General features: G+C 69.5%; 13 protein-coding genes. 9 read left to right on the top strand and 4 right to left on the bottom strand.

What is annotated here, in order from left to right; genetic code table 11:
- Positions 1-926 precede the first annotated feature (926 nt).
- The 3 genes from ACZ4XJ_RS32610 to ACZ4XJ_RS32600 form a co-directional block, all read right to left on the bottom strand.
- Complete coding sequence (locus ACZ4XJ_RS32610; RefSeq protein ID WP_362876446.1) at positions 927-2,384, bottom strand: catalase; 1,458 nt, start codon at positions 2,382-2,384, stop codon at positions 927-929.
- A gap of 232 nt (positions 2,385-2,616) precedes the next feature.
- Positions 2,617-3,507 carry a 2-hydroxy-3-oxopropionate reductase gene (locus tag ACZ4XJ_RS32605; protein WP_362876381.1) on the bottom strand — a complete coding sequence of 297 codons (891 nt, stop codon included), beginning with the start codon at positions 3,505-3,507 and terminating at the stop codon, positions 2,617-2,619.
- Between the two features lie 75 nt (positions 3,508-3,582).
- Positions 3,583-4,416: a TIM barrel protein gene (locus ACZ4XJ_RS32600; RefSeq protein WP_362876380.1), complete on the bottom strand. Its 834-nt coding sequence runs from the start codon at positions 4,414-4,416 to the stop codon at positions 3,583-3,585.
- A 126-nt stretch (positions 4,417-4,542) separates the two neighbouring features.
- Between ACZ4XJ_RS32600 and ACZ4XJ_RS32595 the strand changes: the two genes are divergently transcribed.
- The 9 genes from ACZ4XJ_RS32595 (at position 4,543) to ACZ4XJ_RS32555 (ending at position 12,674) form a co-directional block, all read left to right on the top strand.
- Positions 4,543-4,794 carry a thiamine-binding protein gene (locus ACZ4XJ_RS32595; RefSeq protein ID WP_362876379.1) on the top strand — a complete coding sequence of 84 codons (252 nt, stop codon included), beginning with the start codon at positions 4,543-4,545 and terminating at the stop codon, positions 4,792-4,794.
- Positions 4,791-5,186, top strand: a complete 396-nt coding sequence (locus ACZ4XJ_RS32590; RefSeq protein WP_383990000.1) for a helix-turn-helix domain-containing protein — start codon at positions 4,791-4,793, stop codon at positions 5,184-5,186. Before ACZ4XJ_RS32595 ends, ACZ4XJ_RS32590 begins: the two co-directional genes overlap by 4 nt.
- Positions 5,187-5,340: 154 nt before the next feature.
- The gene (gene uraD / locus ACZ4XJ_RS32585; RefSeq protein ID WP_468498267.1) at positions 5,341-5,847 is read left to right on the top strand and encodes a 2-oxo-4-hydroxy-4-carboxy-5-ureidoimidazoline decarboxylase; all 507 of its coding nucleotides are present in this window, start codon (positions 5,341-5,343) and stop codon (positions 5,845-5,847) included.
- Positions 5,848-5,849: 2 nt separating this feature from the next.
- Positions 5,850-6,254 (top strand): hydroxyisourate hydrolase, encoded by a 405-nt coding sequence (gene uraH, locus ACZ4XJ_RS32580; protein WP_362876376.1) that lies wholly within the window; start codon positions 5,850-5,852, stop codon positions 6,252-6,254.
- 1 nt (position 6,255) lies between these two features.
- Positions 6,256-7,179, top strand: coding sequence for a factor-independent urate hydroxylase (gene pucL, locus ACZ4XJ_RS32575; RefSeq protein WP_362876375.1), 924 nt, complete (start codon positions 6,256-6,258; stop codon positions 7,177-7,179).
- 192 nt (positions 7,180-7,371) lie between these two features.
- A complete protein-coding gene (locus ACZ4XJ_RS32570) occupies positions 7,372-8,775 on the top strand; it encodes an 8-oxoguanine deaminase (protein WP_362876374.1) in 1,404 nt (467 codons plus the stop codon).
- A 348-nt stretch (positions 8,776-9,123) separates the two neighbouring features.
- On the top strand, positions 9,124-10,515 hold the full coding sequence (locus ACZ4XJ_RS32565; protein WP_362876373.1) for a nucleobase:cation symporter-2 family protein: 1,392 nt from the start codon (positions 9,124-9,126) through the stop codon (positions 10,513-10,515).
- Positions 10,516-10,816: 301 nt separating this feature from the next.
- Positions 10,817-11,911 (top strand): Rossmann-fold NAD(P)-binding domain-containing protein, encoded by a 1,095-nt coding sequence (locus ACZ4XJ_RS32560; RefSeq protein ID WP_362876372.1) that lies wholly within the window; start codon positions 10,817-10,819, stop codon positions 11,909-11,911.
- 274 nt (positions 11,912-12,185) lie between these two features.
- Positions 12,186-12,674, top strand: coding sequence for a CAP domain-containing protein (locus ACZ4XJ_RS32555; RefSeq protein ID WP_383990014.1), 489 nt, complete (start codon positions 12,186-12,188; stop codon positions 12,672-12,674).
- Positions 12,675-12,785: 111 nt separating this feature from the next.
- Here ACZ4XJ_RS32555 and ACZ4XJ_RS32550 read toward each other — a convergent pair whose 3' ends face one another.
- A complete protein-coding gene (locus tag ACZ4XJ_RS32550) occupies positions 12,786-13,988 on the bottom strand; it encodes a GDSL-type esterase/lipase family protein (RefSeq protein ID WP_468498266.1) in 1,203 nt (400 codons plus the stop codon).
- Positions 13,989-14,125: the final 137 nt, after the last annotated feature.

The raw sequence follows: 14,125 nt of genomic DNA, 5'->3' as shown, positions 1-14,125 counted from the left end.
GATCGGTCGCCGAACATCGGCTGCCGGTGGGCCTCCGTTCGGGGGCCGGCCGCGCGCGTCCAGCACCGCGTACGGGGCCCGGGCGGTCGCGGGGGCACACTGGGCCGGGCCGCCCCGCCCCTCCGCCCCCGCCGGCGCCGCTGCCGCGGGGAGGCGGCCCCAGGGGGGCGGGGAAGGGCAGGTGGCCGAGGCGTCGCAGGGTCCTACGGGTGGACGGCTCGGCGGTGACCCCGCCGAGCCCGGCCGCTATCGGCAGGAGCTGAAACGCACCCTCGGCTCGTTCCAGGTGTTCGCGATCCCGTTCCCGTTAGCGTTCTCCGGCGCCGGGGTCGTGGTGATGGGCGCCCGCTCGCGGCTCGTCCACGTGATGTCCCGCGACGCGCGCTTCCCCGCGTACCGGCCGATGTGCCGGGCCAACCCGCGCACGCGCACCCCACTCGGACGCTTCGAGCTGCCCGGCGACGACGAGCACGCCCCCGGCGACCGCGCGCCTGACGAGACCCCGGCACCGAGCGGGCACGACATCCACCCCGCACACGACAAAGCGCCGAGTCACGGGACCGTCCGTGACTCGGCGCTCTGGTTGGTGACCGCCCGACGGTGCGAGGCTGGCGCGACAGGACGTTCGCACCGCCGGGCGGAGTGTCGGGGGGAGGTTGTCCTCCCTCGTAGGAGGGGGCCCTGTGCGTAGCCCCTCGTACGAGGAGGATGTGGCTGGGACCGTGGCGGGCGGGCGACGAGAACTCCGGCGTCGTCTCCCTCAGGTCAAGAGACGGGCCTCGGAACCCATTACCACCGCACTGGCTCGCACGCTCGCCACGGTCCTCGTCCTGCCCTCACCGCGTACCACCCCTCATCCGGGTCCACGGGTCGGGCCAGCACCCGGGGCCTGACCTCCCGTCAGGCCCCCGGTACAGCTTTCAGGCTCAGGCGTCGCGCAGGGCGCGGACGGCCTCCTCGACGCGCTTGCCGTAGTCGGCGTCGGCGGCGTGGAAGTGAGCCAGGTTCTTCTCGATGACGTCCTCCAGGGTGACCTGGGAGAGACCGCCGGCGATGTTCGCCACCAGACGCTCCTTCTCGGCCTCGGACATCAGCCGGAACAGCTCGCCGGCCTGGAAGAAGTTGTCATCCTTGGTGTGGGCCGGGGCCTCGTGGGTGCCCGTCCAGCCGGAAACGGCCTGCGGGGCGCCCAGGGCGAGACCGGTCTCGGCCGGACCCTGGTACGAGTTGGGCTCGTAGTTCTTGTCCTGGCGCGAGCCGTTGCGCAGCGCCATGACGCCGTCGCGGCCGTAGTTGTCGGCCTTCGCCGCCTTCGGGGCGTTGACCGGCAGCACGGTGTGGTTCACACCGAGGCGGTAGCGCTGGGCGTCGGCGTACGCGAAGAGACGGCCCTGGAGCATCTTGTCCGGCGAGGCGGTGATGCCCGGGACGAAGTTGTTCGGGGAGAACGCGGACTGCTCGACCTCGGCGAAGACGTTGTCCGGGTTGCGGTCGAGGACCAGACGGCCCACGCGCTGCAGCGGGTAGTCGCTGTGCGGCCACACCTTGGTGAGGTCGAACGGGTTGAAGCGGTAGTCCGCGGCCTCGGCGGCGGGCATGATCTGGACGTAGAGGGTCCAGCTCGGGTTCACGCCGCGCTCGATCGCCTGGAGCAGGTCGGTCTGGTGCGAGTTCGCGTCCTTGCCGACGAGCTCGGCGGCCTGGTCGCTGGAGAGGCTGCGGACGCCCTGGTTCGTCTTGAAGTGGTACTTGACGAAGAAGGCCTCGCCCTGGGCGTTGGTCCACTGGTAGGTGTGGGAGCCGTAGCCGTTCATGTGGCGGTAGGACGCGGGGATGCCGCGGTCACCCATCAGCCAGGTGATCTGGTGCGTCGCCTCGGGGGCGTGCGCCCAGAAGTCCCAGACGTTGTCCGGCTCCTGCTTGCCCGTGAAGGGGTCGCGCTTCTGGGAGTGGATGAAGTCGGGGAACTTGATCGGGTCCTTGATGAAGAACACCGGGGTGTTGTTGCCGACGAGGTCGTAGTTGCCCTCTTCGGTGTAGAACTTCAGCGCGAAACCGCGGGGGTCGCGGACCGCGTCCGCGCCACCGAGGGAGTCCGCCACGGTGGAGAACCGCAGGAAGGTCTCGGTCTTCTTGCCGACCGTGTTGAGGAACGCGGCGCTGGTGTACGCGGTGACGTCGTCCGTCACCTCGAAGTGGCCGTACGCGGCGGAACCGCGGGCGTGCACCACGCGCTCCGGGATGCGCTCACGGTTGAAGCGGGCAAGCTTTTCGAGCAGCTGCTGGTCCTGGACCAGGAGCGGGCCACCGACGCCGGCGGTGGCGGAGTTCTGATTGTCGGCGACCGGGGCGCCGGACTCGGTCGTCAGCGTGCGCTTCGACATGGTGACCTTCCGTACGGATAACTGCTGACGGAATGCGTCTTCCGTCATGCGGAACAGCCTAAATTCGGCTGGAACGTGGCGTCAACAGTTTGTTGAACAAAGATTGAGGAGAGGAAATCCGGACGGTGCCGGCGCTTGGGCGCGACAGGACAGGTGTCAGCGCCGGCACCATCCGGACACTCGGGGCCCCCGTGAGGGGGGAGGGCGGCCCGACGAGCGGGCCGCGGCGGGATCAGACCTGGTCGCCGGAGAGGCGCTCGACCGCGCGCAGCAGCGCGGAGTGGTCCAGGCCGCCGTCACCCTGGGCGCGCAGCGAGGCGACCAGCTGGGCGACGACCGCGCCGACCGGAAGGGCCGCACCGACGTTGCGGGCGGCGTCGGTGACGATGCCCATGTCCTTGTGGTGCAGGTCGATCCGGAAACCGGGCTTGAAGTCGCGGTTCAGGAAGTTGTCCTTCTTGCGGGTCAGGACCGTCGAGCCGGCCAGACCACCGTTGAGGACGTCCAGGGCGGCCTGGAGGTTCACGCCGGACTTCTCGAGGAAGACGACGGCCTCGGCGCACGCCTGGATGTTCACCGCGACGATGAGCTGGTTGGCGGCCTTCACCGTCTGGCCGGAGCCGTGCGGGCCGCACAGGACGATGGTCTTGCCGAGGGTCTCCAGGACCGGCAGGGCCTCGTCGAAGTCGGCCTGCTCGCCACCCACCATGATCGACAGGACGGCCTCGATGGCACCGGCCTCGCCACCGGACACCGGGGCGTCGATGACGCGGATGCCCTTCTCGGCGGCGTTCTTCGCGAGGTCGATCGAGGTCTGGGGGGTGATCGACGACATGTCGACGATCAGCGCACCGGACTTCGCGTTCTCCAGGATGCCGTTCTCACCGTAGGAGATGGCCTCGACCTGCGGGGAGGCGGGCACCATCGTGATGATGACGTCGGCGTCCTTGACGGCCTCGGCGATCGAGCCGGCGGCGCTGCCGCCGGCGGCGGCCAGGCGGTCCAGCTTGTCCTGCTCCAGGGTGAAGCCGGTGACCGGGTAGCCGGCCTTCAGGAGGTTCTCGGCCATGGGGGAACCCATGATTCCGAGACCGATCCAGGCAATCTTGGGGAGGTTGCTCATGATGAGGGTCCTTCTCTTAATGCTTTGTACGAAAAGTGCGGGGGGTGCCTGGCTGATCGCCTGGACTTTGTCCGCCTAGCGGGCGGCGCGGGCCTCGGCGGGCAGCCACTCGAAGGACGCGGCGGCGTCGGCCGCCTTGTACTCCAGGCCGACCCAGCCCTCGTATCCAGCCTTCTTCAGCTGGTCCAGGAGCGCCTCGAGAGGCAGCTCGCCGGTGCCGGGGGCACCGCGTCCGGGCTTGTCCGCGATCTGGACGTGACCGGTCTTGGCGGCGTACTTTTCGATGACCTCGGAGAGGTCCTCATCGTTCATCGCCAGGTGGTACAGGTCGAGCAGGAACTTGGCGTTCCCGAGGCCGGTGGCCTCGTTGACCTTGTCCACGACCTCGATGCCGGCCGGTGCGCTCACCAGGGGGTAGAGCGGCGACTCGGGCTTGTTGAGGGTCTCGATCAGGAGGATCGCGCCGACGCGGTCGGCGGCCCGAGCGGCCACCACCAGGTTCTTCAGCGCGAGCTCGTCCTGGACGGCGGGGTCCACGCCTTCGACGCGGTTGCCGTACAGGGCGTTCAACGCCTTGCAACCCACCGAGGCGGCGAAGTCCGCCGCGACGTTGATGTTGGCGTTGAAGCGGTCCGACTCGTCACCGGGTACCGACACCGCACCGCGGTCCGGGCCCGGCAGTTGGCCGGCGTAGAAGTTCAGGCCCACCAGCTGGGTCCCGGCGTCCTCAAGAGCCTTCTTGAGGGCGTCGAGCTCAGCCTGTGCGGGGGTGGGGGTCTCGATCCAGGGCCACCACAGCTCGACCGCCGTGAAGCCCGCCGCGGCGGCAGCCGCGGGACGCTCCAGGAGCGGGAGTTCCGTGAAGAGGATGGACAGGTTCACATCGAAGCGCTGGTCCGTGTATCCCATGAGGGGTGTGCGCTCCTTCCGTATTGCGGAAGTTATTTTCTGCTTGATGGAAGACTGCATGGGATTCCGCGCCGATGTCAAGTGCGGACTGCCGAAAAATCGTGACTGCGCAGTAGGTTGACCTGCGTGCGATTGAGAGTGGAGTTCACGACCGAGCCCTTCGATCTCGAAGAGGCCCCCGCCCATGCCGTGGCCGCTCGCGAGGTCATCCAGAAGGCCCAGCTGGACGCGGTGGACGTCGGCCCGTTCGGCAACACCGCCGAGGGCGAGGCCGATCAGGTGCTGACCGCCGTGGCCGCGCTGCTGCGCGATTCCCTGGGGGCCGGCGCGACGCGCGTCTCGCTCCAGGTGAACGTGATCGGGGAGGAGACCTCGTGACCGAGCCCCGTGACCACCCCTTCGTCGCCGCGGTCAAGCCCCTGGTCGACGCGATGGGCGGCGAGCTGATGGATCCGGCGCTGGCGCAGCCGGACGACGTGGTGCTCAGCTGGGAGGGTCAGGAGCTGCTGGCGGTGCGCCTGCCCCAGCTGTCCGACTCGCTGGATCACATCCTGGCGGCCCTGGAGCGCCGGCACGGCGTACCGTTGGCGCAGCTGGACCGCAAGTCGAAGCAGGACGTGGTGCGGATACTGGAGGCGCGGGGTGCCTTCTCCGTCCGACACGGCGTGGAAACGGTCGCGGGAGCCCTGGGCGTAAGCCGTTTCACCGTCTACAACTACTTGAACAGGGATTCGGCCACCGCAAAAGAGGCCAAGAACAGCCAAGAGTGACTGCCCTGTCACCTCCTGTGACGAGCCGCCGCCCAATTCATCCGGGCGGCGGCTTTTGTGTACGGGAAGTTTCAACAAAGTGTTGACGCCGTGTTGTCGAGGGCGTTAGCTATGCGCAGCCCGTCTAAGCAACAACAGGCCACGGAGGCCTACCGTGACTTCGAGTCCGACCCCGGGTCTGACCCGGTTCAACGCCTTGGATGACAGCGAGGCCACGGCCGAACTGCACGAGGTGTGCGCCAGCTCGGCATGGGGCGCCAAGCTCCTCGCCCAGCGCCCCTTCGCCACCGCCGAATCCCTGTTCGCCGCGAACGAATCCGCCATGGCGGAGCTCACCGCGGAGGACCTGGCCGAGGCGATGGGAGGCCACGCGCCGATCGGCCGGCCGAAGCCGGGGGACCCGACCTCCGCCCGCGAGCAGCGTGGCATGGCCGGTGCCTCGGAGAAGCTCAAGAGCGAGCTCCTCGAACTGAACCTGGCCTACCAGGAGAAGTTCGGCCACGTATTCCTGATCTGCGCCACCGGGGCGACCGGTGCGTTCATGCGGGACGCGGTCAAGGTCCGGATCGACAACTCGCCGGAGCAGGAGCGGGAAACCGCCCGCGGCGAGCTCGTCAAGATCAACAAGATCCGCCTGACCCGACTCGTAGAAGGAGAGTGACCATGAGCACGGCAACCACCGCCTCGGTGTCCACTCACATCCTGGACACCAGCATCGGCAAGCCCGCCGAGGGCGTCGCCATCTCCCTGTCGGCCCGTACGGGTCTCGACGGCGAGTGGGCGGCCCTGGGCGGATCCGCCACCGATGCGGACGGGCGCTGCAAGGACCTGCCGGCGCTGCCGGAGGGCACCACCCACGTGCGTCTCGATTTCGAGACCGAGACGTACTTCTTTGATAAGCCCAGTTCCAAGAAGCAAGCCGAGGCGCAGCAGGACGCCCCCCGCGTAAGGGACAGCGGTGCGTTTTTCCCGGAAGTGACGATCACGTTCGCGGTCACTCCCGGCGAGCATTACCACGTACCGCTGCTGCTCAACCCGTTCGGCTACTCCGTTTACCGAGGGAGCTAGCATGGCCACGATTCTGGGCCAGAACCAGTACGGCAAAGCAGAGAACCGCGTCGTCAAGATCACGCGGGACGGCGACACCCACCACATCAAGGACCTGAACGTCTCGGTCGCCCTCTCCGGCGACATGGACGACGTCCACTACTCCGGCTCGAACGCCAACGTCCTGCCGACGGACACCACCAAGAACACGGTGTACGCGTTCGCCAAGGAGCACGGCATCGAGTCCGCCGAGCAGTTCGGCATCCACCTGGCGCGCTGGTTCGTCAACAGCCAGGAGCCGATCCAGAAGGCGCGCATCCGGATCGAGGAGTACTCCTGGTCCCGGATCGCCACCTCGGACGCCAACTCCAAGTTCATCGGCTCCGACGAGGTGAACCACTCCTTCGTCCGCAACGGCGGCGAGACCCGGGTCACCCAGATCACGTACGACGGCAAGAACTGGGAGGTCATCTCCGGCCTCAAGGACCTCGTCGTCATGAACTCCACGAACTCCGAGTTCTGGGGTTACGTGAAGGACAAGTACACGACGCTGAAGGAGGCCTACGACCGCATCCTGGCCACCCAGGTGTCGGCTCGCTGGCGCTTCGCCTGGTCGGACGACGACCAGCGGATGCCCAACTGGGAGAAGTCCTACGCCGAGACCCGCAAGCACATGCTGCAGGCCTTCGCGGAGACCTACTCCCTCTCGCTGCAGCAGACCCTGTACCAGATGGGTTCGCGCATCATCAACCACCGTTCGGAGATCGACGAGGTTCGCTTCTCGCTCCCGAACAAGCACCACTTCCTCGTCGACCTGGAGCCCTTCGGCCTCAAGAACGACAACGAGGTGTACTTCGCCGCCGATCGCCCGTACGGGCTGATCGAGGCGACGGTCCTCCGCGACGGCGTTGACGCCCGCATCCCCGTGGACATGACCAACCTCTAGGGCACGGCACGTGTGCCCCGGGGCTCCGCAGTGGCCCCGGGGTGCGCGACACCCCCACAACTTCCTGAATCGGCACCCGGACGCAACACACGGGGCGGCAGTACTGTCAGCTGCCAAGGCCCCCGGCTCCGGCACTCAAATCCCCTGGGTTTTGCCGTGCCCGCACCGCCACTGAAAGCACGAGGAAGTCCCATGGCAGCATCGGCAGCCCCTGACAGCGCCGTCGAGCGCATCGTCATCGAGAACTGTGCGATCGCGACGGTCGACGCGAACGACACCGAGTACGCCTCGGGCCACGTCGTCCTCGCCGGCAACAGGATCGAGTTCGTCGGCGCGGGCAACGCCCCCGCGAACCTCGAAAACGTAGTCCGCCGCATCGACGGCACCGGGCACCTCGTGACTCCTGGTCTGGTCAACACGCACCACCACTTCTACCAGTGGATCACGCGTGGTCTGGCCACCGACCACAACCTCTTCAACTGGCTCGTCGCGCTGTACCCGACGTGGGCGCGCATCGACGAGCAGATGACGTACACGGCCGCGCAGGGCTCCCTCGCCGCGATGGCCAAGGGCGGTGTGACCACCGCGATGGACCACCACTACGTCTTCCCCGCGAACTCCGGCGACCTGTCCGGTTCGATCATCCGCGCCGCGTCCGAGATGGGTGTCCGCTTCACCCTCGCCCGCGGCTCGATGGACCGCAGCGAGAAGGACGGCGGCCTGCCGCCGGACCACGCCGTCGAGACCCTCGAAGGCGCCCTGGCCGACACCGAGGCGACCGTCAAGCGCTACCACGACGCCTCCTTCGACGCGATGACCCAGGTCGCCGTCGCCCCCTGCTCACCCTTCTCGGTCTCCACCGAGCTGCTGAAGCAGGGCGCCGAGTTGGCCCGCCGGCTGGGTGTGCGCCTGCACACGCACGGCTCCGAGACCGTCGAGGAGGAGCAGTTCTGCAAGGAACTGTTCGGCATGGGCCCGACCGACTACTTCGAGTCGACCGGCTGGCTCGGCGAGGACGTGTGGATGGCGCACAGCGTCCACATGAACGACTCCGACATCGCCGCGTTCGCCCGCACCAAGACCGGCGTCGCGCACTGCCCGTCCTCCAACGCCCGTCTGGCCGCCGGCATCGCCCGCGTTCCGGACATGTTGGCCGCCGGTGTCCCGGTCGGCCTCGGCGTGGACGGCACCGCCTCCAACGAGTCCGGTGAGCTGCACACCGAGCTGCGCAACGCGCTGCTGATCAACCGCCTGAACCCGGTCCACCGCGAGCGGGCCCTCAACGCCCGCCAGGCCCTGCGCCTGGGCACCTACGGTGGCGCGCAGGTCCTCGGTCGCGCGGACAACATCGGTTCGCTGGAGGTCGGCAAGTGCGCCGACCTGGTCCTGTGGAACCTCAACACCCTCCTGCACTCCTCGATCGCCGACCCGGTCACCGCGCTGGTCTTCGGTGCGGCGGCCCCGGTGACGGCCTCGTTCGTCAACGGCAAGCAGATCGTCGAGAACAACCGACTGCTCTTCGCCGACGAGGACGCCATCGCGGTGTCCACGCGGGAAGAGGCCCAGCGCCTCGCGCGGATCTCCGCGCAGGCCTGATCCCCCGGAGTCCGGTCGAGGGGGACGGCCCTCGACCGGCGGCCGCGGACCCGAGCGGGGTCCGCGGCAGCCGTTCCCGGGAAGCGCCCGAGGAGAGATCCGAGGGCGCCCCCGGGGGCGGTGACTCGTGACACCCGCACCGCCGCACAGGTCTCGTGCCACTGCCATGGCACCTCCTGCCCCGGCGCGGGCCTGCGCGGAACCGATTTGGGCGAATCGTTTCCGCACCGCTTGGGACAACCATCGAAGCACCACCCACAACTGAAGACAGGCTCGACCAGCACGCTTTCGCACCACCTCCATGACACCCACGTCCCCGCCGACGTGTCTAACCGACCGGAGGAAGCCGTGGCCGCAACGCCCAGGTTTCGCAAAGATGCAGTCGTAGTACCGGAGGGGAAGCACCCGGTCGACGAGACCTTGCCTCCGCTGAAGATGTTCACCAGCGGCCTCCAGCACGTGGCCGCCATGTACGCGGGTGTCGTCGCCCCGCCCATGATCGTCGGACCCGCCGTCGGCCTCTCCGCCACCGAGACCGCCTTCCTGATGGGCGCCTCGCTCTTCACCGCAGGCCTGGCCACCCTCCTCCAGACCCTCGGGTTCTGGAAGATCGGCGCCAAACTCCCCTTCGTCAACGGCGTCTCCTTCGCCGGCGTGACCCCGATGATCGCCATCGGCAAGGGGGAGGGGGACAACGCCATCCCCATCATCTTCGGCGCGATCATCGTCGCCGGAATCGTCGGATTCCTCGCCGCCCCCTACTTCGGGAAGCTCGTACGCTTCTTCCCGCCCGTGGTCACCGGCACCGTCATCACCCTGATCGGCGTCTCGCTGCTCCCGGTGGCCTTCAACTGGTCGCAGGGCGGCAACAGCGCCGCCCCCGACTACGGTTCGACGCAGAACATAGGCATGGCCGCCCTCACCCTGGCGATCGTCCTGGTGATGCGGAAGTTCCTGCGGGGCTTCCTCCAGCAGATCTCCATCCTGCTGGGTCTGATCGCGGGCACCCTCGTCGCGATACCGCTGAACATGACCAACTTCGACGCCGTCCGCAACGCGGACATCGTCGGCTTCCCGACCCCGTTCCACTTCGGCGCCCCGCAGTTCCAGGTGGCCGCCATCATCTCCATGTGCATCGTCATGCTCGTCTGCATGACCGAGTCCACCGCCGACATCCTGGCCCTCGGCAGGATCGTCGGCCGGCCGGCGGACGCGAAGACCATCGAGGGCGGCCTGCGCGCCGACACCCTCGGCAGCGCCATCAGCCCCCTGTTCAACGGCTTCATGTGCAGCGCCTTCGCGCAGAACATCGGGCTCGTCGCGATGACCAAGGTGCGCAGCCGGTTCGTCGTCGCCGCCGGCGGCGGCATCCTGATCCTGCTGGGCCTGTGTCCGATGGCCGCCTCCGTCATCGGAGTCGTCCCGCTGCCCGTCCTCGGCGGCGCCGGCATCGTCCTCTTCGGCTCGGTCGCGGCCAGCGGCATCCAGACCCTGGCCGGCGCGGCCATGGAGAAGGGGGAGAACGCCCTCATCGTGGCCGCCTCCATCGGCATCGGCCTGATCCCGATCGCCGCCCCCGGCTTCTACCACGCCTTCCCGAAGGACCTCCTCGTCGTCCTCGACTCCGGCATCAGCACCGGCTGCGTGGTCGCGATCCTGCTCAACCTGGCCTTCAACCACCTCGGAGCCAGGAAGGGCGCGGCCGCCGAACCGGCCCCGGAACCGGCCCTCGCGCACTGACGCCCGGTCACCGACCGGCGTGCGGCGGTGCGTACGTCACCCACTGCGGGTGTGGCGTACGCACCGCCGCACGCCTTTTCGCGCGTCCGCACGCCCCCGGCGCCCGGGGCCGGCCGCGGCGGCCCCGGGGCCCGTGAGGTCGGGAGGTGCTCGCGGTGCCCCCGGGCCCGGAGTTCCGGGCCCGATCCCGCGTGCGCCGTATACGGCGCGGAAAGACATCGCATGAGCACGCGGCACCCCGCACCGGGCCCGCGAGCCGCCCGCTCGTCCCCACCCCTCTGAGCAGACAGGTGGCACAGCGATGGCAGATCTTCCGCAGCTCTGGATGCGCGACGAGACCCGGACCACCGAACGGCGCGCGCCGCTGACCCCCGAGGACGCCGGACGGCTCGTCCGGCAGGGCGTACGGATCACCGTGGAGGACTCAGCGCACCGGGTCTTCCCCCTCGACGACTACCTCGCCGCCGGTTGCCGCGCGGCCCCGTCCGGAGCTTGGGCCGAGGCCGCGCCGGGGGCCGCGTACGTCCTCGGGTTGAAGGAACTCCCTCCCACGCCCGAGCTCCTGCACCACCGGCACGTCTACTTCGGGCACGCCTACAAGGGGCAGGCCCAGGCGCCCGAGCTGCTCAGGCGCTTCGCGGCGGGCGGCGGAACCCTGTTCGACCTGGAGTACCTCGCCGACGCCCAGGGTCGCAGGCTGGCCGCCTTCGGCTACTGGGCGGGTTACGCGGGCGCCGCCCTGGCCGCGCTGCACGCCCGCGGCCGGCTCACGGCGCCCCTCGTGCCGCTGCCCCGCGCGGAACTCGACGCCCGCCTGCGGGCCACCCCGCCCGACGGGTTGCGCGCCCTGGTGATCGGCGCCGGCGGACGCAGCGGACGCGGCGCCTGCGACGCCCTCACCACAGCCGGGGTCGCCGTCACCCGCTGGGGCCGCACCGCGACCGCCCGCCTGGACCGGGCCGCGCTGCTGGAGCACGACATCCTGGTCAACGCGGTGCTCACGACCCGGGCCGTGCCGCCGTTCCTGACGCCCGCCGATCTGGAGAGCGGCGCCCCCAGGCTCTCGGTCATCGCCGACATCACCTGTGACACCGGGTCCGAGCTGCACCTGCTGCCCGTCTACGACCGGCTCACGGACTGGACGGTCCCGGTGCGGCGCCTGCGGGGCGGGGACCGGCCGCTGGACGTGATCGCCATCGACAACCTGCCGTCCCTGCTCCCGGCCGAGGCCGCCCACGCCTTCTCCGCGGACCTGCTGCCCAAACTCGCCGACCTGCACCCCACCACGGCCGATCCCGACTGGCTCCGCTGCCGCGCCGCCTTCACCACGGCCCTGGCCGGCCTGCCGGGCCAACCGGGTTCGGCGCGGGGCAGGTTCGAGGGGGCCGCGACGTAGGACCGGTCGCGGTGCACGACCGCCGCACGTCGAACGGTGCCCGCGGCGACGACGTGCGCACCGGGCCGGCGCCGGGCGCACCGTCCACGCGCCGAACACGCTCACGCTGGGTGACGTAGGAACTGTCTTCGGGCCACAATGTGCACTCTGACCTGCCGTTTTGCCGTGGCAGGATGCGGGCCGGCGGAGCCCGGCGGAGAATCATCGGTGATGGGGGTCGAGCGGCGACGCGACCGCGTGCGCCGCTCCTTGTCGGAAGAAGGAAGGTATCCCCATGGCTTCCGGATCCATACGGCGCAGGTGCACCATCGCGTGCGCGTCCTCGCTCCTCCTGTTCGCAGGAGCCGTAGGCACCGCCTCGGCGGCCGTAGCGGCGCCGCCCACGAACACCAGGGCCGCCGCCCCGTCCGTGGCAGACCCGAACAAGATCCTCGACTTGGTGAACCAGGCCCGTACGGCCGCCGGTTGCCCGGCTCTGACGGTCGACCCGGCGGTCACCGCCGCGGCCCAGGAATACGCGAACGACACGACCACCAGCCATACGGGCTCGGACGGTTCCAGCGTTCAGGACCGGCTGAAGAAGGCCGGAGCGACGTACACCGCCTCCGCGGAGAACATCGCCTGGGGCAGCGCGGACGAGCAGAAGCACGTGGACGGCTGGCTCAACAGCGCCGTCCACTCGGGCAACATCAAGAACTGCGACTACACGAAGACCGGCGTCGGAGTGTCGGGCGACAGGATCGTCCAGGTCTTCACCAACTGACGACACGACACCTCGCGCATCGGGCGCGGAGAGGGGCCGACCGCAACGTCCGGGACGGGCTGCCACGCGTGGTCGTGGCGGCCCGCCCCGTCGTCGTGCCCACCGTCCGGACTACGGCGCGGGCGTCAGGTACATCCCCGTGTGGTCGCCCCCGGCGGTGTTCCTACAGCTGACGCCGGAGCCCGCGGGCTGGGCGACGGCCAGGGCCAGGCAGCGTCCGGCGGCCAGCTGCCCGAAGTGGTTCGGGTGCATGGACTCCTGGATCAGCCCCTGCGACTCGCTGTTGTCGATCCAGCGCGCCCATTCGCTCGTCCGCGCGGAGGCCGGCGCCGCGGAGCTGACCTGCTTGCTGGCCTTCGCGCACACCTCGCGCCCCTGCATCATGTCCCGCAGGTCCAGGAACTGCGCGCCCTTGGCGGCGGCCACGGCCTTGAGCCGGCCCGCGATCTGCGGCACGAGGGAGTCCCGCGCCCAGTCCGAGTCCCGGTTCCAGAAGGGACAGCCGCCGGTGTTCAGGCGGCTCCAGTCGCTCTGGGTGTAGCGGTTCTCGGCGCCGCGCGGGATCGGCGACGGGTACGACTGGAGCACGACCCGGTACGAGGAGTCCGCGTACCCGGCGCTGCGCATCACGGCGCGGATCTCGTCGACGGACTTGCCGACGCTCGCCATGACCCCGTCGATCTTCCGGTCGACGCCCGCCTGTTGGTCGTCGTAGCAGTACGAGTTCCACAGGACGAAGTCGAGCGCGCAGTTCTTGATGATGTCGGCGAAGCCCAGGTCGTTGCCGCCGATGGACAGGGCGATGACCTTCACGTCGCGGCTCGCGGCCACCGCCGCGAGCTGGTCGGCCTGTGGGACCTCGCCCTTGAAGGCGACGCCGCCGTTCGCGGCCCGGAACACGTTCGCCGAAACGGCGCCGGAGCAGGCCAGGTTGACGGCCGTCTCGGCGATGGGGCCGGCGCTGAACACCTCGGCCGAGTCCGAACGGTGGCAGCCGCCGGCGGTGGCTCCGTACACCATGCCCGGGTCGTAGGAACTGCCGCCGACCCACGCCCGGTCGGTGCCGTTCCTGCTGCCGCTGTTGGTCAGGCCGTTGCCCTTCCAGCGTCCGGCCTCGCCGGAGATGTAGCTGTCGCCCATGGACACCACGGCGGTGGGTCCGTTGCCCGGTCCGGGGCGCGGTCCGGCCGTGGAGGTGCCGGCGCCGACGGTCATCAGCGCCCCGGCGGCGGCCGAGAGGGCCACCGCCGCCCTGGCGGCCCGTCGCACCCGGCCGTGTTCCCTGCTCCTGCTGGCGTTGCGGAATCCGATCACTGCGGAACTCCTGCGGTAGGCCACGCCGGAGACAGGAAGAACTCCGGTGTGTGGCGGGGAGAGTGGGGGATACCGCCGGCCGGTGGCAATCGGAAAGGTGACACGCCGGCGGTTGTTACCGCTAGGTAGCCGCAGAT

This window comes from Streptomyces sp. NPDC029836 (genome assembly GCF_055574495.1).
The sequence above is the reverse complement of the archived record's forward strand: the minus strand, read 5'-3'. Positions and strand labels throughout refer to the sequence as shown.